19 protein-coding genes are annotated in these 25,734 nt (G+C 62.2%); 15 read left to right on the top strand and 4 right to left on the bottom strand.

Annotated features, from left to right (window positions below; genetic code table 11):
* Window position 1: 1 nt before the first annotated feature.
* From LNV09_RS21565 to LNV09_RS21505, 13 genes are all read left to right on the top strand, one after another.
* Window positions 2-1,423, top strand: a complete 1,422-nt coding sequence (locus tag LNV09_RS21565; RefSeq protein ID WP_411969335.1) for a UDP-N-acetylmuramoyl-tripeptide--D-alanyl-D-alanine ligase — start codon at window positions 2-4, stop codon at window positions 1,421-1,423.
* Complete coding sequence (mraY, locus tag LNV09_RS21560) at window positions 1,413-2,591, top strand: phospho-N-acetylmuramoyl-pentapeptide-transferase (RefSeq protein WP_263559114.1); 1,179 nt, start codon at window positions 1,413-1,415, stop codon at window positions 2,589-2,591. The genes LNV09_RS21565 and mraY overlap by 11 nt, the downstream gene beginning before the upstream one ends.
* 4 nt (window positions 2,592-2,595) lie before the next feature.
* Window positions 2,596-4,389, top strand: a complete 1,794-nt coding sequence (gene murD, locus LNV09_RS21555) for a UDP-N-acetylmuramoyl-L-alanine--D-glutamate ligase (RefSeq protein WP_263559113.1) — start codon at window positions 2,596-2,598, stop codon at window positions 4,387-4,389.
* Window positions 4,386-5,654 carry a putative lipid II flippase FtsW gene (ftsW, locus tag LNV09_RS21550; RefSeq protein WP_411969334.1) on the top strand — a complete coding sequence of 423 codons (1,269 nt, stop codon included), beginning with the start codon at window positions 4,386-4,388 and terminating at the stop codon, window positions 5,652-5,654. Before murD ends, ftsW begins: the two co-directional genes overlap by 4 nt.
* A gap of 145 nt (window positions 5,655-5,799) precedes the next feature.
* Window positions 5,800-6,879, top strand: coding sequence for an undecaprenyldiphospho-muramoylpentapeptide beta-N-acetylglucosaminyltransferase (gene murG, locus LNV09_RS21545; protein WP_263559112.1), 1,080 nt, complete (start codon window positions 5,800-5,802; stop codon window positions 6,877-6,879).
* Window positions 6,876-8,300, top strand: coding sequence for a UDP-N-acetylmuramate--L-alanine ligase (gene murC / locus LNV09_RS21540; protein ID WP_263559111.1), 1,425 nt, complete (start codon window positions 6,876-6,878; stop codon window positions 8,298-8,300). Before murG ends, murC begins: the two co-directional genes overlap by 4 nt.
* Window positions 8,297-9,274 (top strand): D-alanine--D-alanine ligase, encoded by a 978-nt coding sequence (locus LNV09_RS21535; protein ID WP_318023315.1) that lies wholly within the window; start codon window positions 8,297-8,299, stop codon window positions 9,272-9,274. Before murC ends, LNV09_RS21535 begins: the two co-directional genes overlap by 4 nt.
* Window positions 9,275-9,294: 20 nt before the next feature.
* Window positions 9,295-10,137 carry a cell division protein FtsQ/DivIB gene (locus LNV09_RS21530; RefSeq protein WP_263559110.1) on the top strand — a complete coding sequence of 281 codons (843 nt, stop codon included), beginning with the start codon at window positions 9,295-9,297 and terminating at the stop codon, window positions 10,135-10,137.
* A gap of 12 nt (window positions 10,138-10,149) precedes the next feature.
* Window positions 10,150-11,379, top strand: coding sequence for a cell division protein FtsA (gene ftsA / locus LNV09_RS21525; RefSeq protein WP_263559109.1), 1,230 nt, complete (start codon window positions 10,150-10,152; stop codon window positions 11,377-11,379).
* Between the two features lie 191 nt (window positions 11,380-11,570).
* Window positions 11,571-12,803 (top strand): cell division protein FtsZ, encoded by a 1,233-nt coding sequence (gene ftsZ / locus LNV09_RS21520; protein WP_263559108.1) that lies wholly within the window; start codon window positions 11,571-11,573, stop codon window positions 12,801-12,803.
* A 162-nt stretch (window positions 12,804-12,965) separates the two neighbouring features.
* The gene (locus tag LNV09_RS21515) at window positions 12,966-14,984 is read left to right on the top strand and encodes a sensor histidine kinase (RefSeq protein ID WP_263559107.1); all 2,019 of its coding nucleotides are present in this window, start codon (window positions 12,966-12,968) and stop codon (window positions 14,982-14,984) included.
* A 17-nt stretch (window positions 14,985-15,001) separates the two neighbouring features.
* Complete coding sequence (lpxC, locus tag LNV09_RS21510; protein ID WP_263559106.1) at window positions 15,002-15,937, top strand: UDP-3-O-acyl-N-acetylglucosamine deacetylase; 936 nt, start codon at window positions 15,002-15,004, stop codon at window positions 15,935-15,937.
* A 6-nt stretch (window positions 15,938-15,943) separates the two neighbouring features.
* Entirely contained in the window at window positions 15,944-16,129 is a 186-nt protein-coding gene (locus tag LNV09_RS21505) for a hypothetical protein (RefSeq protein WP_263559105.1), read from the top strand.
* Between the two features lie 16 nt (window positions 16,130-16,145).
* On the opposite strand, the gene LNV09_RS21500 is transcribed toward LNV09_RS21505, so the two are convergent.
* Window positions 16,146-17,903 carry an ABC transporter ATP-binding protein gene (locus tag LNV09_RS21500; protein ID WP_263559104.1) on the bottom strand — a complete coding sequence of 586 codons (1,758 nt, stop codon included), beginning with the start codon at window positions 17,901-17,903 and terminating at the stop codon, window positions 16,146-16,148.
* Entirely contained in the window at window positions 17,890-19,647 is a 1,758-nt protein-coding gene (locus LNV09_RS21495) for an ATP-binding cassette domain-containing protein (RefSeq protein WP_263559103.1), read from the bottom strand. Before LNV09_RS21495 ends, LNV09_RS21500 begins: the two co-directional genes overlap by 14 nt.
* Window positions 19,648-20,131: 484 nt before the next feature.
* Between LNV09_RS21495 and LNV09_RS21490 the strand changes: the two genes are divergently transcribed.
* The gene (locus tag LNV09_RS21490) at window positions 20,132-23,152 is read left to right on the top strand and encodes an ExeM/NucH family extracellular endonuclease (protein ID WP_263559102.1); all 3,021 of its coding nucleotides are present in this window, start codon (window positions 20,132-20,134) and stop codon (window positions 23,150-23,152) included.
* Window positions 23,153-23,188: 36 nt separating this feature from the next.
* Window positions 23,189-23,695, top strand: coding sequence for a PEP-CTERM sorting domain-containing protein (locus LNV09_RS21485; RefSeq protein ID WP_263559101.1), 507 nt, complete (start codon window positions 23,189-23,191; stop codon window positions 23,693-23,695).
* Here LNV09_RS21485 and LNV09_RS21480 read toward each other — a convergent pair.
* Window positions 23,685-25,226: a PH domain-containing protein gene (locus LNV09_RS21480; RefSeq protein ID WP_263559100.1), complete on the bottom strand. Its 1,542-nt coding sequence runs from the start codon at window positions 25,224-25,226 to the stop codon at window positions 23,685-23,687. The genes LNV09_RS21485 and LNV09_RS21480 overlap by 11 nt on opposite strands.
* Entirely contained in the window at window positions 25,219-25,725 is a 507-nt protein-coding gene (locus LNV09_RS21475; RefSeq protein WP_263559099.1) for a PH domain-containing protein, read from the bottom strand. Before LNV09_RS21475 ends, LNV09_RS21480 begins: the two co-directional genes overlap by 8 nt.
* Between the last annotated feature and the right edge of the window lie 9 nt (window positions 25,726-25,734).

The raw sequence follows: 25,734 nt of genomic DNA, 5'->3' as shown, positions 1-25,734 counted from the left end.
GATGACCTTGGGGCAAGCTCATCGGTTGCTGTTGAGCGCCGTGCCGCAAGCGCAGCTGATCGGTGACCCCTCGACTGAGATTGCCCGCGTCCACAGCGACAGTCGCAGCTTGACGGCGGGCGATCTGTTCGTTGCCTTGCGCGGCGAGCGCTTTGATGCGCATGAGTTTTTGCCCCAGGCAGCGGGAGCCGGTGCGGTGGCGGCGCTGGCAGAGCGGAGCTTGAACGAAGCGGCCATGCCCGGCATCCTGGTGCCCGATGCGAAGGCGGCCTTGGGTCATTTGGCGGCCGCTTGGCGTGCCCAATGTCAGCTGCCTCTGATCGCAGTCACCGGCAGCAACGGCAAGACCACGGTGACACAGATGATTGCCAGCATCTTCAAGGCCTGGTTGGGAGAGGACTCGCTTGCCACGGCTGGTAACTTCAATAACGACATCGGCGTGCCCTTGACCCTGCTGCGCTTGCGCCAGGACGAGTCGCATTGGATGCGCGCCGCGGTGGTCGAGTTGGGCATGAACCATCCGGGTGAGATCGCCCCGCTGGCCCAGATGAGCGCGCCGACGGTGGCCTTGGTCAATAACGCGCAACGTGAGCACCAGGAGTTTCTGCAAACGGTAGAAGCCGCCGCGCGCGAGAACGGCGCCGTGATTGAAGCGCTGGGCAGCAGCGGCGTGGCCGTGTTCCCGGCCGAAGATGCTTGCGCGCCGATCTGGCACGCGATGGCCGGCACGCGCCCGCATCTGAGTTTTGCCTTGCAAGGTGAAGCCGATGTGACCGGGACCGCCATCTGGGTGGATGCGGCGCAAGCAGGCCATTGGGCGCTGGAATTGCACACGCCCGCCGGCGACGCGCCGGTCGCGCTGGCCGTGGCGGGTTTGCACAATGTGCGCAATGCCTTGGCAGCGGCCGCTTGTACGCTGGCTGCCGGCGCGCCGCTGACGGCGATTGTGCGCGGACTGGAAAGCTTTCAGCCGGTCAAGGGCCGCTCGCAGCTGAAGAGCTTCATGCAGGGCGAGCGGCGCGTCACCCTGATCGACGACAGCTACAACGCCAACCCCGACAGCGTACGCGCAGCCATTGATGTGCTGGCTGACCTGGGTGGCAGCTCATGGATGCTGCTCGGAGATATGGGTGAAGTGGGCGAACAAGGCGAGGCCTTTCACCGCGAGGTCGGTGCCTACGCGGCCGCGCGCGGCATCACGCATTTGTGGACAGCCGGCAACGCGGCGGCAGACGCCGCCGCCGCCTACGGCGCGGCGGCCAAGCATTTCAAGAGCAGCGCAGAGATGGCCGAGGCGCTCGCCGCTGCGGACGCGCAGCCTATCGTCAAACAGGTTTTGGTCAAGGGTTCGAGATTCATGCAGATGGAACGGGTCGTGAGCGCCTTGCAGGCACAAGGTGCAGGAGCAAACCATGCTGCTTAGTCTGGCTCAATGGTTGCAGAGCCTTTATCCCGAACTCGGATTCCTGCGCGTCTTTCAATACATCACCTTCCGTGCGGTGATGGCGGCGCTGACCGCCTTGTTGATCGGCCTGGCCTTTGGCCCCTGGGTGATCCGCAAACTGACCGAGATGAAGATCGGCCAACCTATCCGCGAGTACGGCATTCAGCAGCATTTGGTCAAAAGCGGCACACCGACCATGGGCGGCGTGCTGATTCTGATCGGCATCGGCGTGTCCACGCTCTTGTGGTTCGATTGGAGCAACCGCTTTGTCTGGGTCGTGATGTTGGTGACCATGGGCTTCGGTGCGATCGGCTGGGTCGATGACTGGCGCAAGGTGGTCGATAAAGACCCTGAGGGCATGGCCAGCCGCGAGAAGTTCTTCTGGCAATCATTGATCGGTCTGATCGCCGCGCTGTACCTGGCCTTCAGCGTCTCGGAGACCTCGATCTTTGGTGTCATTGAGTTGTTCTTCCGCTGGATCAGCAGCGGCTTCTCGACCGAGTTGCCGCCCAAGGCCGACTTGATCGTGCCCTTCTTCAAGACGGTCAGCTATCCGCTGGGCGTGTTCGGCTTTATCGGCTTGTCTTACTTCGTCATTGTGGGCTGCAGCAATGCGGTCAACATCACCGACGGGCTGGACGGCCTGGCCATCATGCCGGTGGTGATGGTGGGCTCGGTGCTGGGCCTGTTCGCCTATTTCACCGGCTCCTCGGTGTTCTCCAAATACCTGCTCCTGCCCTACATCCCCGGTGCCGGCGAGTTGCTGATTTTCTGTGCCGCAATGGCGGGGGCAGGTCTTGCCTTCTTGTGGTTCAACGCCCACCCGGCGCAGGTCTTCATGGGCGACGTCGGTGCGCTCTCGCTGGGCGGCGCGCTCGGCACGATGGCGGTGATCACGCGACAGGAAATGCTGCTCGGCATCATGGGCGGTATTTTTGTGGCCGAGGTCTTGTCGGTGATGTTGCAGGTGAGCTGGTTCAAATACACCAAGAAGAAGTTCGGAACCGGACGGCGTATCTTCAAGATGGCGCCGCTTCACCACCATTTCGAGAAGTCTGGCTGGAAAGAAACGCAAGTGGTGGTGCGCTTCTGGATCATCACCATGCTGCTGTGCTTGGTCGGCTTGGCCAGCTTGAAGCTCAGGTAAGGTGATGCGCAGCTACGAAGGTATTCGCGTATTGGTCTTGGGTCTGGGCGACTCTGGCTTGGCCATGGCCGCCTGGATGACGCGTTATGGCGCCAGCGTTCAGGTCTGGGACTCGCGCGCCAATCCACCGCAGTTGGAAAAGCTGCGCGCCGAGCTGCCGGCCGCCGAGTTCTGCCATGGCGATTTGCCGCTGACGGCCTTGAACGGCGTCCAGATGGTCCTCAAGAGCCCCGGTCTGTCACCTCTGGATGCACGCATTGCACCGCTGTTGACGCAAGCAGTGCAGACCGGCGTGCCGGTGCAAGGTGAGTTGGGTCTGTTCGCACAGGCCTTGGCCGACCTGAAGCAGAGTCGGCGCTACGCGCCGGCTGTGCTGGCCATCACCGGCACCAATGGCAAAACCACCACCACTTGCATGACGGCCTTGCTGGTCGAGCGGGCCGGCAAGCGGGTGGTAATGGCCGGCAATATCGGACCCAGTATGTTGACGACGCTGTCGCAGGCGCTCGATCAGGAGCCGGACCAAGTGCCTGAGCAAGATCAATCCGCGCCTGAACAGCCATTGCCTGAGGGTGCATTGCAGCCATCGTTGGCCGCAGCCGACTCGGTCGCTGTTGATCAGGCGCTGGAGTTGGCGCCTGAGTTTGCTCCCGAGCCAGTGGTCGAGCCCGAGGCGGAAATCGAAGCCACCCAGACCACGATGGAAATGGTCGACGCGCTCTTGAACGAAGCACCGCTGCCGATTGATCCGCCGCGCCCCAAGGGCCCGGTGTTCGAGTTTTTGCCCGAGGTCTGGGTCTTGGAGTTGTCCAGTTTTCAGCTCGACGAGGTGCGCGGCTTCGAGCCCACAGCGGCCGCTGTGCTCAATCTCAGCCAAGATCATCTGGACTGGCATGGCGATATGAAGGCATATGCGCAGGCCAAGGCGCGGGTGTTCGGTGAAGCTGCCTTGATGGTCATCAATCGGGACGACCCGGCCGTTGAGGCGATGGTGCCGTCCGCCGTGATGGTCAAACAAGGGCGCGGTCGGGCGGCCAAATCGGTGGGGCGCCGTGTCGCTCGTTTCGGCTTGGATTCACCTGACCGGCCAGGCGACTTTGGCTTGGTCACCGAAGGTGGCATGGCCTGGTTGGTGCGGGCACGCGAACAAGATGAAACTCTGCGCCGGAAAAAGGGCGAAGAGGAAGAAGAAATCACGCTGCAGCGCCTCATGCCCGCCGACGCTCTGCGTGTGCGCGGGCGGCACAACGCCGCCAATGCCTTGGCTGCTTTGGCGCTTGCAACGGCCGCTGACTGTGCCCTGGCGCCTATGCTGCATGGCCTGCGCGAATACCGTGGCGAGCCGCACCGGGTCGAGCATGTCGCCACTTTGAACGGTGTTGATTTTTACGACGATTCCAAGGGCACCAATGTCGGCGCGACGGTTGCTGCAATCAATGGCCTGGGCGCCGATCATGCGCCGGCCAAGTTGGTGCTGATTCTGGGCGGCGACGGCAAGGGGCAGGATTTCAGCCCCTTGGCCGCAGGTGTGGCGCGCCATGCGCGTGCGGTGGCGCTGATCGGCCGTGACGCCGAGCAGATTCGCGCCGCCTTGGCCGATAGCGGCGTGCCAATGCAAAACCACGCCAGCTTGGAGGCCGCCACGCAATGGTGTTTGGCGCAGGCGCACAGCGGTGACAGTGTGCTCTTGAGCCCGGCCTGTGCCAGCCTCGACATGTTCCGCAATTACGCGCACCGCGCCGAAGTCTTTGTTGGCGCCGTGCAGGCCTTGGCGCAAGATCTGGGGCAGGGCTTATGAGTGCTGCTGCGGGTCTGTCATTGAGTAGCTTCGCCGCGCGCTTGAAGTCGATGCTGCCCGGCGCCAAAGATGCGTCCGTGGATGTGCCGGTGCGCGAGTGGGTGTCGCCAACGGCGGGTCAGCCCACGCGCATTCAAGGGCTGGACTTGACCTTGATCTGGGTGACCCTGGGCCTCATGGGTTTGGGGCTGCTGATGGTTTATTCGGCGTCGATTGCGATGCCCGACAACCCGCGCTTTGCCAAGTATTTACCCACGCATTTTTTGACGCGCCATATCTTCGCCTTGGTGTTCGGCTTGATCGCAGCGCTGATCACGGTACAGATCCCGGTGTCGACCTGGGAGCGTTTGGCGCCCTGGATGTTTGTGGTCTCGTTGGTCTTGCTGGTGGCGGTCTTGATCCCCGGCGTGGGCAAGGTGGTCTACGGCGCGCGCCGTTGGTTACCGCTGGGGGTGATGAATTTTCAGCCCTCCGAGTTGGCCAAGATGGCGATCGCGATGTATGCGGCCAGCTACATGATGCGCAAGATGGACGCGCGTGAGAACTTCTTCAAAGCGGTCTGGCCGATGGCGATGGCCTTGGGCGTTGTTGGCGTGCTCTTGTTGGCCGAGCCGGACATGGGTGCCTTTATGGTGATCGCCGCGATCGCGATGGGCATTCTGTTCCTGGGCGGCGTCAATGGCCGGATGTTCTTCCTGATCGTGGCGGTCCTGGTCGGTGCATTTGTGTTGATGATTGCCTTCAGCGACTTTCGCCGCGAGCGCATCTTTGCCTATCTGAACCCCTGGGATGAGAAGTACGCGCAGGGCAAGGCCTATCAGCTGACACATTCCCTGATTGCCTTCGGGCGCGGCGAATGGTTCGGTCAGGGCCTGGGTTCGAGCGTCGAGAAACTGCACTATTTGCCCGAGGCACACACCGACTTCTTGCTGGCAGTGATCGGCGAGGAACTCGGCTTCGTCGGCGTGGCCGTCGTGATCATTGGCTTTTTCTGGCTGTCGCGCCGCCTGTTCCACATCGGTCGCCAAGCGGTGGCCTTGGACCGCGTGTTTGCCGGCCTCTATGCGCAAGGCATAGGCATCTGGATGGGCGGCCAGGCCTTCATCAATATGGGCGTGAACCTGGGTGCTTTGCCGACCAAGGGCCTGACCTTGCCGCTGATGAGCTTTGGCGGCTCGGCGATTCTGATGAACTGTGTGGCGCTGGCGATCGTGCTGAGAATTGATATTGAGAACAGGGCGCTCATGCGCGGAGGCCGCGCATGAAGGCCATGTGTACGCACCTGGCCTCGGCGTGTGGGACACACGCCGGTGCTCTGTTCCGGGGCCGGCTCATGTCGCGCAGCGACGTGAAGGCCGCACTGGCGGCCGGCCGGCACCAGAACCGCCAATTCATGCGCGGAGGCCGCGCATGAGCAAACATTTGGTCATCATGGCCGCCGGCACCGGCGGCCACATCATTCCCGGTCTGGCCGTGGCCGAAGAGATGATTCGGCGCGGCTGGAGCGTCAGCTGGATGGGCACCGAACTGGGCCTGGAAAACAAGCTGGTGCCGCCGACCGGCATTCCGCTTGACCGTCTCGCCTTTGCCGGTCTGCGTGGCAAGGGGCTGCTGCATACGGTCAAGGGTGTGTTCAAGCTGGTGCAGGCCTTTGTGCAGAGCCGTTCGGTGTTTGGCAACCGCAGCGCCGACGCGGTGCTGGGCATGGGCGGGTATGTCTGCTTCCCCGGCGGGCTGATGGCCTGGCTGATGCGCCGCCCACTGATGCTGATCAACGCCGACGCGGCCATGCTCTTGAGCAACCAAAGTCTCAAGCCCTTCGCGAGCCGAATCGGCTTTGGCTTCGACGGCGTGGCTGCCGCGTCGACGAGCAAGGCGGTCGTCACCGGCAACCCGGTCCGGGCCGAAATCGAGGCTTTGGCCCCACCGGCCGAGCGTTATGCCGGCCGCAGCGGACCCTTGCGCTTGTTGGTGGTGGGCGGCTCGCTGGGCGCGCGCGCCATCAACGACATGCTGCCCAAAATGCTGGCAATGTGGCCGCAGGCCGAGCGGCCCATCGTCGTGCATCAAACAGGCCAGGCCAATTTTGCTGCGGTTCAGGCTGCCTACCGGGAAGCCGGCATGCAGGCCGAGATCCTGCCGTTCATCGACGATATGGCGCAGCAGTTGGCGCAAGCCGATCTGATTTTGTGCCGCGCCGGCGCGGTCACAGTCAGTGAAATTTGCGCGGCAGGTTTGCCCTCGGTGCTGATTCCCTTGGTCGTCAGCACCACCTCGCACCAGCGCGACAACGCCCGTTTCATGGCCCAGCATGGCGCGGCCGTGCATCTGCCGCAAGAGGATTTGTCGGCCGAGGGTGCGTACCAGTTGCTCAGGAGCATGGACCGCGAGGCGCTGTTGGAAATGGCCGAGAAAGCCCGCGCTTTGGCGCGGCCACGCGCGGCTTCGCGGGTCGCCGATGAAATTGAGGGTTTGGTAAATACAAAATGAAGCACGCCGTCAAACACATCCACTTCGTCGGTGTCGGCGGCGCCGGCATGAGCGGCATCGCCGAGATTCTGCACAACCTGGGCTACATCGTCTCGGGCTCCGATCAATCGGACAGCGCGACCGCGCAGCGGCTCGCCAGCCTGGGTCTGCAAATCCACATCGGCCACGCCGCTGGCCACATCGCCGGCGCGCAGGCCGTGGTCACTTCCACGGCGGTCAAACCGGACAACCCCGAAGTAATCGCGGCGCGCGCTCAGCGCATCCCGGTGGTGCCACGTGCGGTGATGTTGGCCGAGCTGATGCGCTTGAAAAAAGGCATCGCGATCGCCGGCACGCATGGCAAGACGACGACCACGTCCTTGGTGACGGCGGTACTGACCGAGGCCGGCATCGACCCGACCTTTGTGATCGGCGGCAAGTTGATGAGCGCCGGAGCGAACTCGCGCCTGGGCTCCGGTGAATTCATCGTCGTCGAGGCGGACGAGTCGGATGCGTCCTTCTTGAATCTGCTGCCGATGTTGGCGGTCGTCACCAACATCGACGCCGACCATATGGAAACCTATGGACATGACTTCGCGCGCCTGAAGGCTGCGTTTGTCGAGTTCCTGCACCGCATGCCCTTCTATGGCGCGGCTGTACTGTGTGGAGACGATGCCGGCGTGCGCTCCATCATGCCGCTGCTGTCCAGGCCGGTGATCAGCTACGGCTTCAATGCCGACAACGATGTGCGCGCCGTCGAAGTGCAGGCCTTGAGCGGCGGCCAGATGAGCTTCACCGTGCAGCGCCAAGGCATGGTCGATCTGCCCATCACGCTCAATTTGGCCGGCTCGCACAATGTCTTGAACGCGCTGGCGGCGATTGCGGTGGCGACCGAGTTGGAACTGCCGGACGCGCCAATCGCCGTGGCCTTGTCTCAGTTTGGCGGCGTCGGGCGGCGCTTCCAGCGCTTTGGCGAACTGCCTGCCCACGGTGGCGGTGAGTTCACGCTGATCGACGATTACGGCCACCACCCCGTCGAGATGGCCGCCGTGTTGGCGGCCGCACGCGGCGCCTTCCCGGGCCGGCGCTTGGTGCTGGCTTTTCAGCCGCATCGCTACACCCGCACGCGCGACTGCTTTGAGGACTTTGTGCAGGTGATTTCCACAGCGGACGCGGTCTTGCTGACCGAGGTCTACGCCGCCGGTGAGGCGCCGATCGAGGCCGCCAATGGGCGCGCGCTGGAGCAGGCCTTGCAATTGGCGGCCAAGGCAACGGGCAGGGCGGGGCCAGTGTTTGTGGCGGAGGTGTCGGCCTTGCCCGAGCAAATCGCTGCGCACGCACGCGCTGGTGATGTGGTGATCGTGATGGGCGCGGGCACGATTGGCGCGGTGCCGGCACAGACGGTGGACTTTTTGACGAAGAACAAGGGAGCGCAGCCATGACCATGAAGCTGAACCTGAATATCGACCCCAAGGCATTGGGCAAAGTGGCCGTGTTGATGGGTGGTGACTCGTCCGAACGCGAGGTCTCGCTGACGATGTCGGGGCCGGGCGTGCTGGCGGCGCTGCTGCAGGGCGGTGTCGAAGCGCAGGCCTTCAATCCGGCCGAACGCGGTCTGCATGAGTTGAAGGCCGAGGGCTTCCAGCGCTGCTTCATCGCGCTACATGGCCGCCACGGCGAAGACGGTACGGTCCAAGGGGCGTTGGAATTGCTTGGTATTCCCTACACCGGCTCCGGCGTGATGGCCTCCAGCATCGCCATGGACAAGATCATGACCAAGCGACTGTGGCTGGCCGACGGCCTGGCCACGCCGCGATATATGAAGTTGAAGAAAGAGCACATCAGTCGCGAGCGCTGCATGGCGATCCCCGATGAGTTGGGTCTGCCGATCTTCGTCAAGCCGCCGCATGAGGGCTCGACCATCGGCATCAGCAAGGTGATGGGCTACTCGCAGATGTTGGACGCGGTGCAATTGGCGGCGCAATACGACGATGAAATTCTTTGCGAGGAATTCATCGATGGTCCCGAGTTGACCTGCCCGATCTTGGGTGAAGGCGATAGCGCGTTTGCGCTGCCGGTGATGCAGATTGAGGCCGAGGGTGGCAACTACGACTATCAGAACAAGTATTTCACCAACACCACCCGCTATCTGACTGGCGCCTTGACAGATTCGCTCGAGGCCGAGGTTCGTGCCCTGGTGCTGGCGGCCTACAAGTCTTTGGGTTGCCGAGGCTGGGGTCGCGGCGACGTGATGCTGCGCAAGAGCGACAACAAGCCCTTCTTGCTGGAAATGAATACCTCGCCCGGTATGACCTCGCATTCGCTGGTGCCCATGTCGGCAAAAGCGGCCGGCATTTCCTATGAGCAGCTGTGTCTTTGGTTGCTCTCGCAAGCGCGCCTGGACGGCAAAGCCTGAGCGTCGCCTGAGCAAAAGTCATGCGCAGCAACAGCCCGCCCATTTCTGTGCCGCCCGATATCCGCCTGATGAATGCGGTGACGGCGCTGCTGTTGGCGGTCGTGGTGGTGGGCGCGGCCGGCTTGGGCTTGCGCTGGGTGGTGCGCTTGCCGGTGTTTGCCATACGCGCGATCCAGGTGGACGGCGACGTGACGCGCAATAGCGAGGCTTCCTTGCGGGCGAACGCCTTGCCGCGCTTGTCGGGCTCCTTTTTGAGCATGAACCTGCAAGACGGTCGGGACGCCTTCGAGTCCGTGCCCTGGGTGCGCCGCGCGGTAGTGCAGCGAGTTTGGCCCAGCCGCCTATTGGTCAAACTGGAAGAACACAAGCCCAGCGCCTATTGGGAAACCAAGGCCGAGGGCGCCGACGCGCAAAGTGATGCCAACGTCGAGCGCTTGCTGGTGAACAGTTACGGCGAAGTCTTCCAGGCCAATTTGGGCGATGTCGAGGACGAAGATCTGCCGGTCTTGGCCGGACCAGCCGGCTCCAGCGCCGCAATGCTGCATATGTGGCAACGCTTGCAGACCGTCAGCGCCTCCATTGGCGAGCAGGTCGAGCGGCTTGATCTGTCCGGGCGGGGCTCTTGGCGGCTGAGCTTTGAAAAAGGCGCCGTGGTGGAACTCGGGCGCGGCAGCGAAGCCGAGATACTGGTCCGCTTCGGGCAATTTACCCGCTCGATTACTCAAATTACTTCGCTCAATCATGCCCCATTGTTGTCAGCCGATCTGCGTCATGCAGAAGGGTATGCGGTGCGTTTGAGCGGAATATCAACAACGCCCAGTCCGGTTAAACCCGGATTGAATGGCCGACCGAAGAAAAACTGAAGGATAAAAAGCATGGCCAAGGAATACAAGGATTTGGTCGTCGGGCTGGATATCGGCACGGCCAAAATCATGGCGGTGGTGGCCGAGGTGTTGGGTAATGGCGAATTGCGCATTGCCGGTCTCGGGGTTGCCAGCTCAACCGGCCTCAAGCGCGGTGTGGTGGTCAATATTGATGCGACCGTGCAGTCGATTCAACAAGCCTTGAAAGAGGCCGAGATGATGGCCGACTGCAAAATCAGCAAGGTTTATACCGGCATCACGGGTAGTCATATTCGTGGCCAAAACTCCACCGGCATGGTGATCGTGCGCGATAAGGAAGTCACGCCCATCGATGTGGCGCGGGTGGTCGAAACCGCCAAGGCGATCAATATTCCGAATGATCAACGCCTGTTATTGGTTGAGCCGCAAGAGTTTGTGATCGACGGGCATGAAGTCAAAGAGCCGATTGGCATGAGTGGCGGCCGCCTCGAAGTCAAGGTGCATATCGTCACCGGCGCACAAAGTGCGGCCGAGAACATTGTCAAATGTGTGCGTCGCTGCGGGCTTGAGGTCGAGCAATTGGTCTTGAATTCGAGCGCCTCCAGCTTGGCGGCCTTGACCGCCGATGAGCGTGATTTGGGGGTCGCTTTGGTCGATATTGGTGCCGGCACGACCGATGTGGCGATATTCACCGGCGGCTCGATTCGTCATACCGCAGTAATACCAATCGCCGGAGATTTGATTACCAGCGATATTGCGATGGCACTGCGCACACCCACCAAAGACGCAGAAGAAATCAAGGTCGAGCATGGTGTGGCCAAACAAATGCTGGCCGACCCCGCCGCGCAAGTTGAAGTACCGGGCTTGGGTGACCGGGCGCCACGAATGTTGTCAAAACAAGCGCTGGCAGGCGTGATTGAGCCGCGCATCGAGGAGATATTCTCTTTAGTGCAACAGGTAATTCGAGAAAGTGGTTACGAAGAGTTGCTTTCTTCAGGAATTGTTTTGACCGGCGGCTCGGCAGTGATGCCGGGTATGGTCGAGTTGGCCGAAGACATATTCTTGAAGCCGGTTCGGCGCGGTAACCCGACCTATAGCGGCGGCCTGTTCGATATGGTGGCCAACCCGCGTTCGGCGGCCGTGATGGGTTTGCTGGAGGAGGCCAGGCTGTCGCGCACGCGGGGTTTGAAGGCGGCGCAACAAGCGGGTTCGATGAAAACCATGTTCGGGCGCGCCAAAGATTGGTTTCTGGGGAATTTTTAAGACAAAAAGGGCGGCCCACCGAAAATTTTGAGATGTTTTCTCACAAGTTTTTTGAAATGTATGGGCTTTATCTTGGATAATGTTTCTAACACGCATAGCTGCTGGGAAACAACGGCGGCGAGTGAAAAAAGAGGGTTTTCCCTGGAGTTTTTCACGCTAGGCAGCGGCACAACGGCTGAAGGAGAATTTGTATGGCGATCGAGATGATCGAAGAGTTTGACCAAGGCACCCAAATCAAGGTGATTGGCGTCGGCGGCGGCGGCGGCAATGCTGTCGAGCACATGATTGCGCAAGGGGTGCAAGGCGTGGAGTTCATCTGCGCGAACACCGATGCGCAGGCGCTCAATCGTTCCAAGGCCGATCAGCTCCTGCAACTGGGAACGTCCGGTCTGGGCGCTGGCGCCAAGCCCGAGATGGGTAAATCTGCCGCCGAAGAGGCCGATGCGCGCATCCGCGAATCGATCCAGGGTGCACATATGTTGTTCATCACGGCCGGCATGGGCGGTGGCACAGGTACCGGTGCGGCGCCGGTGATTGCCAAGATCGCCCGTGAAATGGGCATCTTGACGGTCGGCGTGGTGACCAAGCCCTTCGAATTTGAAGGTGGACGTCGTCTCAAGGCCGCCGACGCTGGCCTGACCGAGTTGGAAGCCAATGTCGACTCGCTGATCGTGGTGCTGAACGACAAGTTGTTGGATGTTTTGGGTGACGATGTCACGCAAGATCAGGCCTTCGCGCATGCCAATGATGTGTTGAAGAATGCCGTTGGCGGCATTTCCGACATCATTCACATCCCCGGCTTGGTGAACGTCGACTTTGAAGACGTCAAGACGGTGATGAGCGAGCCGGGCAAGGCGATGATGGGCACGGCGCAAGCCACTGGACCTGACCGTGCGGCCAAAGCGGCCGAAGCGGCCGTCGCTTGTCCGCTGCTGGAAGGTATCGATCTGTCCGGCGCGCGCGGCGTGCTGGTCTTGATTGCCGCCAGCAAGCTCACTTTCAAGCTGAGCGAGTCGCGCAATGCGATGAATGCGATCAAGCGCTATGCCTCGGAAGAAGCGCATGTGATCTACGGTACCGCCTATGACGAAAGTCTCGGCGACGCACTGCGCGTGACAGTGATCGCCACCGGCCTGTCGCAGCGTGCCCGTGCAGCTGCGCCACTGACGGTGGTGCAGCAAAGCCTGCGCACTGGCACTCATGACATTCCGGTTCTGACCGAGACGGTGATGAGCCGTGGCGGTGCCGCTGCGTCGACGATGGGCTTTGGCATGAGCGGCAGCGCTGATTTCGCTGCCGGCGCCAGCAGCCCTAGCGTCTGGCAGGGGCGCGGCCGTACCGCGTCGGCCAAGGTCGAGGCTCTGTCACAGAACGGCATGGACGAGATCGAGATTCCGGCGTTCCTGCGTAAGCAAGCCGATTGATCTAAAGCCCAAAGTCTAAAACCCGGCTGGGTTTTGACGCAGAATGAAGGCCCGGTTCGGTGGAAGCGTTTCACCGAACCGGGCCTTTTTTTGCTCGCAATTGCGGCGGTTGAACACCACACCGAATAGGCTATCTTGGCGCTCATTGAATCAGGCAGCTCGATGTTGACGCGTAGTTTGGCGGCGCTGCGGCTCACTTGCCTGTTCATCTGTGGCCTGGTTTTGCATGCCGGCGGCAGTGCCCAAACGATGCCGCTGCCAGAGGCCATTGCGCGCCACGCGGGTGAGCCGGCCGTGACGGCAGAGTTGGCGCTGACAACTTGGAGCCGAGCGGAGTTGGATGCTTGGTGGTCGGCCCTGCGCGCGATGGATGGCGTGGCTACGAAGAGCGCTGGCCTGCCGATCGCCCTGCAGCCGCCCAGTGATCCGAGTGCGTGGACAAGAGTCAACTTGCCCGATCTGCGCGGGCGCACAGCATTGACGGCCAGCCCCTCGGCCGAGCCGGCTTTTCAAATGCGCTGGTATCGTTTTCGCTATGCGCCGCAAGAGGGGCGCTGGCCAACCTCGGTGGCGTTGTACATGCCGCGTCTGGTCACGCTGGCGGCGGCGGTCTTGGTGCGAACCGATGAGGGCTGGCAGCCTGTTTTCGACAATCAGGCCGGCGCGCGTGAGCAATGGGTGCGGCCGCTTTGGGCCGTGATTCCGGCCGCGTTGACCGAGCTACACCAGCAACAGGTGATGGATGTCGTCGTGGCGGTGCCGGTGTTGATCGATGCGCCGTTCTCGGTGTCCCGGGTCTGGCTGGGCGCGCGCGAGGATCTTGAAATGCGCTTCCAACGGCGCTGGTGGCTGCAGATTGGCATGCCTCAAGCGACCGGCCTGACGCTGATCGTCCTGGGCTTGTTCTCGCTGTCCTTGTGGGCGCGCAGACGCGAGGAGCCGGCCTATCTTTTGTTTGCATTGCTGTCGGTTGCTTGGCTGATTCGCAATTTGCATTACCACCTGGAGTTGCCGCGCACGCCCTTGGGGCTGGAGTGGTTTTGGTGGCTCACCAATGCCTCGATGTCATGGGTGATGTTGTTGATCTTCCTGTTCGCCTTGCGCTTTGCGCACCGCCGTTTCGAGTCGCTGGAACGGGCGATGTTGGGCTTTGTCTTGCTCAGCGCATTGCTCACTTTGCCTTGGTGGAATGAGGTGCTGGCGAGCCCCTTGCTGCAACATGGTGCCAATGCCTTGGTTGGTGTCATGGCGGTCACTTTGGTGATGCGTTTGGCCTGGCGTGATGGCAGTCGCGAGCTGCGCATGATTGCGTTGAGTTTGTTGTTTAGCTTGGCGCTGGGTCTGCACGACTTGAGCCTCTTGGCCGGCTGGGCTTGGCCGGAGCATATCTATTTGATGCCCTACGCCACCTTGCTGACGCTGGCCAGCTTTTTGTATGCGGTGCAACGCCGCTATACAGGCGCTTTGAGCGAAGTTGAGATGTTGAATCAGCAACTTGAAGCGCGCCTGCAACTGCAGAGCAAGGAGTTGAATGCCCAGCACGAGCGCGTGCGTGAAATCGAGCGCCAACAGGCCTTGTTGCTGGAGCGTCAGCGCCTGATGCAGGACATGCACGATGGCCTGGGTTCGTCATTGCTTTCGGCCATGGTGGCCGTGGAGCAGGGCAGCATGGAGCAGGACAAGGTGGTGGAGGTGCTGCGCGAGTGCGTCGATGATTTGCGTTTGGTGATTGATTCGCTGGAGCCGGTTGCGCATGATCTGGTCGCCTTGCTCGCCACCATGCGCTACCGCCTGGGCAAACGCCTGCAGGCCGGCGGCTTGATGCTGGAATGGGATGTGCAAGACCTGCCCCTGCTTGAATGGCTGGAGCCGCCCGACGCCTTGCATGTGTTGCGTCTGATGCAAGAGGCGCTCAGCAATGTGCTCAAACATGCCCGTGCCACGCGCGTGCGCATGGTGACGCGCAACCATGGGCGCTATGTCGAAATCCGGGTCGAGGACGACGGCGACGGCTTCGATATCGCCACCGCCCAGATGGGGCGCGGCCTGAAGAGCCAGCAGCGCCGCGCGCAACGACTCGGTGGTTCATTGCGCGTCGACTCGAGCGTCGGCCATGGCACCCGTCTGAGTCTGCGTCTGCCCGTCGATAGAATGCCCTCGGCCCAGCAGACGCAGCCTTGATCACCGACACTTGCCGCATGCTGCAACAAAGAACACTTAAATCCTTGACCAAAGCGGTCGGTGTCGGTATCCACAGCGGTCAAAGGGTTGAGCTGACGCTGCGCCCGGCACCTTGCGACACCGGCATCGTGTTCCGCCGTGTCGATCTGAATACGCCGGTCGATATCCCGGTGCGCGTCGATACCGTCTGCGACACCCGCATGGCGACCACGGTCAGCCCCGGCGGTGACCCCGGTGCACCCAAGGTGCAAACTATCGAACATCTGCTGTCGGCCTGCGCGGGTTTGGGGCTGGACAATCTCTATGTTGACATCAACGCCGACGAAGTGCCCATCCTCGACGGCTCAGCGGCGAGCTTTGTCTACCTGCTGCAGAGTGCCGGCATCGAGTTGCAAAAAGCGGCTAAGAAATTTCTGCGCGTCAAAAAGGAAGTTGAAGTGCGCCAGGGCGAGGGCAAGCGCTTGATGTGGGCCAAGCTGACGCCGCACCATGGCTACACGCTGACTTTCGAGATCGAGTTCGACAACCCGGCCGTCTCGGCCACCGGCCAGCAATATGTGTTCGATATGGGCTCGGGCCAGTACAAGCGCGAGATTGCGCGCGCCCGCACTTTCGGCATGACCAGCGATATCGAGCTGATGCGTTCGCGCGGGCTGACGCTCGGCGGGTCGATGGACAACGCCATCGTCGTTGACGACTACAAGGTGCTCAACGCTGAAGGTCTGCGTTACGACGATGAGTTCGTCAAGCACAAAATCCTTGATGCGATCGGTGATATGCAAGTAGCAGGTTATCCGCTGCTGGCGGCTTACACCTCATTCAAGGGCGGGCACGCACTCAATAACAAGCTGCTGCGCGCCTTGTTCGCCGATGAGTCGGCCTATGAATTCGTCAGCTTTGAGGGCGCTGCCGATGCGCCTAAGGGTTTCGCGGAGCTGGCCCCGGCCTGGTGATTGACTATGTTGATTTTTCGCTTGGTCGTTGGGCTGCTGCTGTTCGCTGGCGTGCTGTGTTTTGCCCTCTATATCGGCACGGGCCAAGTCATTTGGCGCCGGCGCGGCATCATCATCATCAAGTGGACGGTGCTGGCCGGTTTGGGCTTTTTTGCGGTGCTGATTCTGGAGCGGCTGGCGATGATGCTCTAGGGCGCTGGCGTCGCCGTCACTCCTCCAGCGCTTGCAATTGCACCAAGCGCTGATAGATGCCGCCCTGATGCGCCATCAACTGCGGATGCGTGCCACGTTCGACCAAATGCCCGTGATTCAGCACGATGATCTGATCTGCTTCGCGGATGGTCGACAGGCGGTGCGCAATCGCCACCACGGTGACGCGACCGCGCAGCGCAGTCAGCGCCTCGCTAACGATCTGTTCGGTCGCACTGTCGATATTCGAAGTGGCTTCGTCGAGGAAGAGGATGCGCGGCGCGCCGGCCAAGGCGCGGGCCATTGCGATCAGCTGCTTTTGGCCGGTGGAGACTCGCGCCCCGCCTTCGCCCAAGACCGTGTCATAACCCTGCGGCAGGCTGCTGAGGAAGTCATGGATGCGCGCCGCCTTGGCCGCTTCGATCAAAGCCTCCTCGCCGATCTGGCGCCCCATCGCGATGTTTTCACGGGCGCTGGCGGCCATCAAATAGGGCTCTTGCGGCACCAGGCCGACGGCAGCACGAAAGGCTTCGTCGGGAAAACTGGCCAAGGCCTGGCCGTCGATCGTGATCTGCCCACTTTGCGCCTCGTAGAAGCGCAGGAGCAGGGACAGCAGCGTTGACTTGCCGCTGCCGGTGTGGCCGACGATGCCGATGAAGCTGCCGGCGGCAAACTCGAGATTGAGCTCACGCAGGACTGGGCGTTGTGCGTCGTAGCCGAAGCTCAAATGCTCCAGCTTGATGGCGCCGGCGCTGATCCGGCGGCCGGCCACGGCCTGGCTTGCGGCCACGTTCTCCTGCAGCAGGCTGCGCACGCGGGAGGCGGCAATCATCGACTGCTGCAGTTGCCCGAACTGCATGGTGATCTGTATCAGCGGCTCGACCACGCGGGCGATATAGCTCAAAAACGCAAACAGCAAGCCGACCTCCAGCCCGCTCACCTCACGCCGCCCGAAGCCGTAAATCACCGTCACCAAGAGCAGCACATTGAGCAGGTCCAGAGCGGGGCGCAGCAGCCAGGCATTGGCGCTGAGCTCGGCCACCCGGGCTTTCAAATGGGCTTGGTTGGTGCGCCCGAAACGCTGAGCAAAGCGCGGCGCAGCGCCCGCCGCTTGCAGCATCGCCATGCCGGCCATGCTCTCGGCCATTTGCGCATTGATGTCGCTGCGCAGCTGGCGCGCTCGCGCCACGGCCGGCGCACTCAAACGCTGGTAGAGCGCAATGATCAGGCACATGGCCGGCACCAACATCGCTACGATCAGCATCAGCCGCCAGTCCAGCCAGGCCATCGCGATCAAAGAGCCGATCACCACGATGCTGGAGTCCAGCATCACATACAGCACCTGCCGATAAAGGGTGTTGACTGCTTCGCTGTCATTGGTGACGCGGCTGACCATTTGACCGGTGATGGCGCGGTCGAAATAGCTCATCGGCAGGGCCAATACATGGGCATAGACCTTCTCACGCAGACGCAGCACCGAGCGGCGCGCCACGCCGGCCATGCGCGAGAGCTGGCCAAAGCGTATCCAACTGCTGGCCCAGCCGGTCAAGAGCAGGCCGATCAAGAGCAAGGCCATCGCCTCGGCGTCGAAGTGGCGCGGCTGCAGATAGGCGTCGATGAAATGTTTGCTGATGATGGGGCCCAGTGCCTCCAGGCCGGCTGCCAGTAGCAGCCAAAGCAGGCCACGCCAGAGCGTCGCCTTCTCCGGCTCTGCGGCCTCCATCAACAGGCCGACGGCGGCCCATGGGCGCCCTTGCTCGGTGTCAGTCTTGCGCATCAATGCTGGCCTCCAGTTGTTGATAACGCCATTGGGCCGCGTACCAGCCGCCTTCAATGGCCAGCAGCTCAGCGTGGCTGCCTTGCTCGGTGATGCGGCCCTGTTGCAGCACGACGATGTGGTCGGCATCCACCACCGCGCTGAGCCGGTGGCTGACGATCAGGCTGCCGCGCTCTGAACGCGAGCTTTTCAGCTCGCGCAGATGGGCAAGAATTTGTGTTTCGGTGCCGGTGTCCACTGCCGACAGCGCGTCGTCCAGCAATAACAGGGGAGCGTCGGACAACAAAGCGCGGGCCATAGCCACGCGCTGACGCTGGCCGCCCGACAGCGTCACGCCGCGCTCGCCGATCTCGGTCGCATAAGCCTGCGGTAGGCGCAGGATGTCTTCATGCACCGCCGCCATGCGGGCGGCGGCCTCGATCTCAGCGGCTGTCGCCTCGGGCTTGGCCAAAGCAATGTTCTCGGCGATGCTGGCGGAGAACAAAAAGGGCTCCTGCGGGACCCAAGCTAGGCCTTGCCTCAGTGCTTGCAGGCTCAGCTCGGGCAAGGCATGGGGACCCAGAAAAATGCTGCCGCTGCTGGGCTCGAACTGGCGCAATAGCAAGTGCAGCAAGGTGGACTTGCCGGCCCCGGTCGGGCCGACTAGGCCCAGGGTTTGGCCGGGGTTCAGCGTCAAGCTGACATCGGATAGCGCGGCTCGCTCGGCCATTGGATAGCCGAAACTGACCTGCTCAAAACGCAGCGTTGCCGTTGAGGCGAGGGTGGCAGATCCGCTGTCATCGAGTGTGATGGGCGCCTCCAGCACCGGCAGCAAGCGGTCCCAGGCGGCGCGACCGCGCTCCAGCAAAGACAAGACCCAGCCGGCTGCAAACATCGGCCAAATCAGCTGACCCAAATACATGGTGAAGGAGGTCAGCTGGCCAATCGTCAACTCCTGCTTGGCCACAAAATAGCCGCCCAGGCCCAGCGCAATGGTCAAGGCCGCGCCCAGCGTCATGCCCACGGCCGGCTCGAACGCGGCCTCCCAGCGCTGCGCCCGGTAGCTGGCCTCGCCCGCGCTGTCGGCCAGCTCGCTGAACTGCGCCGCGTTGCGCTCGGTCAGCCCCAGGGCGCGCAAGGTGCGCACGCCGGCCAAGCCCTCTTGCACATGTTGATTCAGGCCGGAGAAGCGGCCCAGCGAGCTTTGCCAGGCCTGATGCACCTTCTCGGAGATGCGCCAAAACGCGTAGGCCATGAAGGGGAAGGGGATCAGCGCAGCCAGGCCCAGACGCCAATCCACGCCCAAGGTCATCATGGACAGCACCAAAGTCAAGGTCAGCGAGCCGTCAAAAGCGGCCAACAGCGCCTCGCCGGCGGCCATCTCGACCGCGTCGATGTCGTTGGTGGCCAGCGCCATCAAGTCACCGGTGCGCTTGGCTTGGAAGAACACCGGGCCCTGCAGGGTCAAGACTTGATAGAGCCGGGTCCGTAGCTCCCGGCCCAAGCGGTAGGCGGCGGCGAACAAAGCCAGGCGCCAACCGACCCGCAGCAAATAGATCAACACACCGCAGCCGACCAAGAGCGCCAGTTGCCGCAGCAGCGCGTCGCCATGCAGGCTGCCGGCGACCAAGCCGTCGACGACATGGCCGACCTGACGCGGTATCCAGACGGTCAGCAAGGCGATGCACAGCAACATGAAGGCTGACGCCGCGTAAGCGGCCCAATGCCGGCGCACAAAGCCGGCGAGCATCTGTTTCAGGGTCATGGGGTCGGGGCGACAGGGCGGGCCTCTTGGAGGCGGTGTAGGCGGTGGAGGCGGGATGGGATGTGCCAGCAGGAGAGTGATTCTAGTTTGAGCACGGGCCTTGGCCGAGGCGATTTGCCGAGTCAAATTTGTGCCGATGAATTCATGCGGCGATATTTGGCCGAGCTGATGAATACCCTTGGTAAAGAACGGAGCTGTACTATTTTTTGAGGGTTGGCTCTTAATTGATAAATAGTCTGTTTGGATCATGGGTAAACCCTCTATTTAGGCAAAAAAGGGCCATATTTATTTCACGCAACCCCGTGAATACGGTGTCTCGGTTTGTCATATTTAGGCGCTAGCATGGCGGCGACCGAGACAAAGCGCGGGCTGAATCCGGTGGTGGCAAACGTTTGGCAGTCCCGCTTACTGCAGCCCTGCATCCCCGCGCCGATTCGGAATGGTTTTGTCGATTGGTTTTTCTATACCCCCTCATGGAGTCCGTATGAAATTGAAAACTCTTGTCAGCCTGTTGGCTGTCGCGTTTGCCGCCCCGGCCGTGATGGCGGCAAGCGATGTTGTTATCAGCCAGGTGTATGGCGGCGGCGGCAATACCGGTGCTACGCTCAAAAACGATTTCATCGAGTTATTCAATCGCGGTGCATCAGCCGTCAGCCTCAATGGCTGGAGCGTGCAATATGCGAGCGCAGGCGGCACCAGTTTCCAAGCCACGGCCTTGCCCAATGTGACGCTGCAGCCGGGGCAGTACTTCTTGGTGCAGCAAGCCGCCGGCACCGGCGGCACGGTCAATTTGCCCACGCCCGACAAGATCGGCACTTTGGCCATGGGCGGCGCCGCCGGCAAGGTGGTGTTGGCCAGTATCGCCAGCCCGGTGGCCAGCGCGACAGCGGCAACGGTGCTGGACTTGGTGGCCTACGGCAGCGGCGCAACGCCGTTTGAAGGCGCCGGCCCAACACCCGCGCCTTCGAATGCCAATGCGGTATTCCGAGCGCTGGGTGGCTGCACTGATAGCGACCAAAACCAGAGCGACTTTGCCGCCGCAACTGCAGCGCCGCGCAACACCGCATCGACCTTCAATGTCTGCGGCGGCGTGACGCCGCCTCCGCTTGACAAGCCCATCGTGCCGGTCTGCCCCGACGCGACCGTTACCGCCGGCAGCGCTGCGCGCTTCAGCGTGACGGCCAGTGACGCCGACAGCGTCGTCAACGCCGCCGCCATCAGCGGCAGCTGGCCCGCTGCGTTCACGCTTGGCAGCTTTACTGCAGCCACCGTCGACGGCGGCGTCGCCACTCAAGAGATCGAAGTCAGCGCCAGCGTCGCAGGCGGCAGCTATAGCTTGAATCTGGCTTGGGCCAATAACGAAGCGCAAAGCGCCAGCTGCACGATCAAGGTCATGGCCGCCGGCTTCACGCCTATCTATGCCATCCAGGGCAGCGGCGCCAGCAGCCCGATGGCCAATGCCACGGTCAGCACCGGCGGCATCGTTACCTATCTGACGTCGACCGGCTTCTACATGCAAGACCGACTGGGCGACGGCAACCCGGCCACTTCGGACGGTATCTTTGTCTACACGGCCACGCCGCCCACAGTGTCGGTCGGGCAAGAGGTCAAGTTGAGCGGGCTGGTGGCCGAGTTTGTGTCCGGCAACAGCACGATCACGCAACTGAAGAACATCAGCGGCTTGACCACGCTCAGCAGCGGCAATGCGATTACGCCTAGCGTGGTCGATCTGGCCAGCCTGCCAACGGGCGGCCTGGAGGCCTACGAGGGCATGTTGGTGACACTGGCCGGCCCGGTGATGGTGCAGCAGAACTACTTCCTTGGCCGCTACGGTCAGCTGACGCTGGCCGCGGGAGGTCGTCTGCTCAACCCGACCAATGTGTTGCGCCCCGGCCCCGATGCACAGGCCATGGCCAAGAGCAATCTGGACCGCGCCATCATTCTGGATGACAACAGCTCGGTGCAAAACCCGAACCCCGTGCCCTTCATGGGGGAAGACCTGACGGTGCGCGCCGGTGACACGATTGAATCGCTGACCGGCGTGATCGACTATGGTCTGGCCACCAGCAGCGCCACCGGCGCTTCGATGTATCGCCTGCAGCCAGTCGGCAAACCGGTCTTTGCACGCAGCAATCCGCGCAGCGCCGCGGCGCCAGTGGTGGGCGGCAATGTCCGCATTGCCAGCGCCAACGTATTGAATTACTTCACCACCTTCACCAATGGCCAAACGGCCGCTGGCCAGACCGGTCAGGGTTGCAGCTTGGGCGGCGTGTCGTCGGCCGCCAACTGCCGGGGCGCCGACAACCTGAACGAGTTCACGCGCCAGCGCGCCAAGATCGTCGCTTCGCTGAGCACGTTGAACGCCGATGTGGTGGGTCTGATGGAGATCCAGAACAACGGCAATGTGGCGCTGTTGAATCTGGTCGATGGCCTCAATGCCGTGCTGGGTGCGGGCACCTACGCTGCTGCACCGCTGCCGGCGGACACCGGAGATGACGCGATTCGCGTGGCCATGATTTACAAGCCCACCAAGCTGAAGCTGGTCGGCACGACGCTGTCCGACAACAACGCCATCAACAACCGGCCGACCTATGCACAAGGCTTCCAGGCTGCCAATGGTGAACGCTTTGCGGTGGTGGTCAACCACTTGAAGTCCAAGAGTTGCTCCGGCGCGGCCGGTGTCGATGCGGATCAAGGCGATTTGCAGGGCTGCTTCAACGCCCACCGCATCCAGCAAGCAACGCAGTTGCGCAGCTTTGTTGGCCAGGTGCAGGCGGCTGCCGGCACGCAAGACGTGATCCTGCTCGGCGACTTCAATGCCTATGCGCAAGAAGATCCAGTGCATGAGTTGACCTCGAGCGGTGCCATCGTTGATTTGGTGGGTCAGTTTGATGCGGCCGACTATTCCTATGTGTTCGACGGCTTTGCCGGCCGCCTGGACCATGGTTTCGGTACCGCGACCATCGCGCCCAAGGTCAGCTACGCCACCTCATGGCATATCAATGCCGATGAGCCGACCGTGCTGGACTACAACACCGAGTTCAACCCGGCCGGCTACTACGCGCCCACCGCCTTCAAGTCTTCCGACCATGACCCGATGGTGCTGGGCTTGAATCTGTACAAGAAGTTCAAGGGTACGACGGGTCGTGATGTGATTGTCGGGACCGACGGTGACGACATCATCGAAGGCGGCGCAGGCGCCGACACGCTGACCGGCGGCAAGGGCCGCGACCAGTTCGTCTACACCAGCATGATCGATGCCGGCGACTCCATCACCGACTTCACACCGGCAGATGACTTACTCGACTTGGGTCAGCTGATGCGCTCCCTGGGCATCAGCAGCGCCGACCCCTTGGCTTCCGGCCATGTGGTCTGCAGCAATGCCATTGGCGCGGCGGTGATCGGCATCAATGCCGGCGGCGGCACCTTGACACGCAGCCGGCCGCTGGTCCAACTGAAGGGCTTGAGCTGCGACAAGCTGAGCTCGGCCAATTACAAGTTCTAAGCCTGCTGACCATCAAAATTTACAGAGAAATTCACGATGAACTTCAATCTCAAAACTCTCGCTCTTGCTGCCGCTTTGGCCTTGGCATCGCAGGCCTCCTCGGCGGCCAGCTTTAACTTCACCGGTGTGGTCGATTTCAGCGCCGGATCGCCTAGCTTGTTCGGTCAAGCCATTGCCGTGCAGTTCAGCTACGACGATGCGGCGGCCGCCCTGGCGGGCCCGAATGGGACCGTTGATCTGCTGAGTCTGGATGTCAGCTTCCTGGGCCAAACCTACCATTTGCCGCAAGCCATCGACGCTTACGCCCAGTTTGAAGGCGGCTTGCTGATTGGCCCCAATGCGGGTTTCGCCAATGTGGCCGGCGGTGATCTGCAGCTGCAGTCTTTCTGGAGCAGCAGCGGTTTCGCCTACAGCCTCAATGGCGCGGACAGCACGGGCGATTTGAGCATCAGCGCTGTGCCCGAGCCCTCCAGCTGGGCCTTGAGCCTGGTCGGGATTTTGGCCATTGGCGCCTTGGTGCGCCGCCGCGCCATCAAGGCCTAAGTGTTGCTTGCGGCGGCGGGTTTGCGGCAATCGTCAAACCTTGCCAGAGCGCGGCCCTGAGGGCCTCGGCCTCGGCCGCATTCAAATAGGGCATGTCCAAGGCGCGAGCGAGCTTGCTGCCGCCTTGGGTGTCGGCCTGCAGACCTTGCAGGCCGAAGTGGCGATCCAGCCCCGAGCTGTACAAGCGCAAGCTTTGCAGCTTGGTGAGTGACACGATGACCCAACGCCGGGTGAACACGCCGCTGCGGTAGACCAAAATATCACCAGCCACAGCATAGGCGGCAAAGCGCAGCCAGGCGCGTGCATGCAGGGTCAGCGCGATCGCGCCGAGAGCGCCGGCGCCCAGCAGCAGGCTCCAAGCCAAGGGTGCGGCCAAGACCAGATTGCCCGTCATCAGTGCCAAGCACAGCAGCGCTAGCCAGCGCGCTTGCCCGAGCAGCCGGCGCTTGAAGCCGGCATCGGCCAAAGGCCGCCAAGCCAGGCCCTGCCAGTCCAACTGGGGCAGGCACCAGCGCAACAGCTGCTGAGCTTGCTCGGGCGTCGCCAGTGGCGCCAACTCTTTGAAGCTGCCGAACTTCTCGTCCTCGCCCTTGTCGTGATTGACGCCGGCCACCGTCACACTGAGCTGGCAGCGTTTCAAGCGGCGTTGCAGCCAAGAGGCGCTCAGCTCCCATCGCTGCAGTCTGGGTAGTCGCACCGCAGCGCGCGTTTTGGTCGTGAGGCCCGAGGAACTCAATAGACGCTCGCCTTGCTGCTCAAGGCGGAAGTTGTAAAACTTGAGCAAAGCCATGGCCGCGGAAAAGAGCTGCAGGACCACCACACCGAGCAGCAGCAAACCCACTGTCAGCACAGCCAAATGCAGCCAGCGCTGGGTATGCAGATCGTCGCTGAGGGTCCGCGCCAGCGCGGTCATTGGCACCTCGGACCAGCGATTTGCCATCGAGCGCAGATTTTGACTCGGCATCACGGCGCCAAACAGGGCTGCCACCATCAGCTTGCCCCGGTTACTGGTCAAGCCCAGCGCCAAGACTTCGCGCAGCGGCATGGTGAATAGGACGCGGGGTGCGTCTTCAGCCGTAGCAGTCCGGGTGGCGTCGGGCGCACCGCGCAGCAAGGCCTCCAACTGCGTTGCCGCGGCCATGCTCAGTACCTTCATCACCGCCTCCGGTTTGCCCCCAGCGGCCGACTCCAGGCGCAATTCCGTCACGCCGAACAAGCGGTGCAGAAAGACGCGCCGCTGCGTCACGTTTTGAATACGCGCCAGCGGAATGTGGCGCAGCGAGCGATCCAGCACGCCTTCGCGCACCAGCAACTCGGTCGCCGTCACTTCATAGCGAAAGGCCCGCGCGCGCAGCACCGAACGCAAGGTCAGGGCCAGCATCGCGGGCAGCGCCCACAGCACCCATTGCGAGTCCTTGTGACCCAGAATCAGCACCGCAACCAAGGGCGCCAGCAATTGCTTGAGCAGGCCGGCGATGCCGAACAACCAAGAGGAAGGGTGCAAGCGCTGCAACTGCGTGGGTTCATTCATGCTGTAGCGCCTGGCGCGGCATCAAGTGCTCCCGCAAGGCATGGGCCTGGGCCAGCGGCAGGCCTTGGATGCGGGTGTGCTGGTCATGGCTGCCGGCCGTGTGCAGGCTCAAAGTCGCCATGCCCCAGCGCCTATCCAGCGGCCCTTGGCTGACGTCCAGATGTTGCAGCCTTGCTGTAGGTACCCACACCTCGCTGCGCCACCAAACGCCGCTGCGCAGCACCATGCCCTCGCCCATATGCAGCGCGGCGCGGTAATGCGCAAAGCGCCGCTCGGCATAACGCCAACCCAGCACGAACCCCAGCAAGACAAGGCCAGCGCAGGCAGGCCCTAGCCAGATGCGCAGCTCCGACTCGGACGCCATGCTCCGGACCGAGACCAGCAACAGCAGGCCACCCAAAGCAAGTCCAGGTACGGCAGCAGTCACGCCATAGCGCCAGCGCCAATAGCGCAGCAAGGCGGGTAGGCACTCGATCGGCTGGACGGATTCTTTGTTCATAACAGTTGA

The sequence above is a fragment of the Paucibacter sp. B2R-40 genome (assembly GCF_025717555.1).
Classification (GTDB): Bacteria; Pseudomonadota; Gammaproteobacteria; order Burkholderiales; family Burkholderiaceae_C; genus Paucibacter_A.
This window is presented reverse-complemented; position numbering and strand designations above follow the sequence as displayed.

Excerpts from the sequence above, each read along its gene's own strand:
- LNV09_RS21565 (WP_411969335.1), top strand. The coding sequence starts at position 2 with ATGACCTTGGGGCAAGCTCATCGGTTGCTGTTGAGCGCCGTGCCGCAA.
- mraY (WP_263559114.1), top strand. The coding sequence starts at position 1,413 with ATGCTGCTTAGTCTGGCTCAATGGTTGCAGAGCCTTTATCCCGAACTC.
- murD (WP_263559113.1), top strand. The coding sequence starts at position 2,596 with ATGCGCAGCTACGAAGGTATTCGCGTATTGGTCTTGGGTCTGGGCGAC.
- ftsW (WP_411969334.1), top strand. The coding sequence starts at position 4,386 with ATGAGTGCTGCTGCGGGTCTGTCATTGAGTAGCTTCGCCGCGCGCTTG.
- murG (WP_263559112.1), top strand. The coding sequence starts at position 5,800 with ATGAGCAAACATTTGGTCATCATGGCCGCCGGCACCGGCGGCCACATC.
- murC (WP_263559111.1), top strand. The coding sequence starts at position 6,876 with ATGAAGCACGCCGTCAAACACATCCACTTCGTCGGTGTCGGCGGCGCC.
- LNV09_RS21535 (WP_318023315.1), top strand. The coding sequence starts at position 8,297 with ATGACCATGAAGCTGAACCTGAATATCGACCCCAAGGCATTGGGCAAA.
- LNV09_RS21530 (WP_263559110.1), top strand. The coding sequence starts at position 9,295 with ATGCGCAGCAACAGCCCGCCCATTTCTGTGCCGCCCGATATCCGCCTG.
- ftsA (WP_263559109.1), top strand. The coding sequence starts at position 10,150 with ATGGCCAAGGAATACAAGGATTTGGTCGTCGGGCTGGATATCGGCACG.
- ftsZ (WP_263559108.1), top strand. The coding sequence starts at position 11,571 with ATGGCGATCGAGATGATCGAAGAGTTTGACCAAGGCACCCAAATCAAG.
- LNV09_RS21515 (WP_263559107.1), top strand. The coding sequence starts at position 12,966 with ATGTTGACGCGTAGTTTGGCGGCGCTGCGGCTCACTTGCCTGTTCATC.
- lpxC (WP_263559106.1), top strand. The coding sequence starts at position 15,002 with ATGCTGCAACAAAGAACACTTAAATCCTTGACCAAAGCGGTCGGTGTC.
- LNV09_RS21505 (WP_263559105.1), top strand. The coding sequence starts at position 15,944 with ATGTTGATTTTTCGCTTGGTCGTTGGGCTGCTGCTGTTCGCTGGCGTG.
- LNV09_RS21500 (WP_263559104.1), bottom strand. The coding sequence starts at position 17,903 with ATGCGCAAGACTGACACCGAGCAAGGGCGCCCATGGGCCGCCGTCGGC.
- LNV09_RS21495 (WP_263559103.1), bottom strand. The coding sequence starts at position 19,647 with ATGACCCTGAAACAGATGCTCGCCGGCTTTGTGCGCCGGCATTGGGCC.
- LNV09_RS21490 (WP_263559102.1), top strand. The coding sequence starts at position 20,132 with ATGAAATTGAAAACTCTTGTCAGCCTGTTGGCTGTCGCGTTTGCCGCC.
- LNV09_RS21485 (WP_263559101.1), top strand. The coding sequence starts at position 23,189 with ATGAACTTCAATCTCAAAACTCTCGCTCTTGCTGCCGCTTTGGCCTTG.
- LNV09_RS21480 (WP_263559100.1), bottom strand. The coding sequence starts at position 25,226 with ATGAATGAACCCACGCAGTTGCAGCGCTTGCACCCTTCCTCTTGGTTG.
- LNV09_RS21475 (WP_263559099.1), bottom strand. The coding sequence starts at position 25,725 with ATGAACAAAGAATCCGTCCAGCCGATCGAGTGCCTACCCGCCTTGCTG.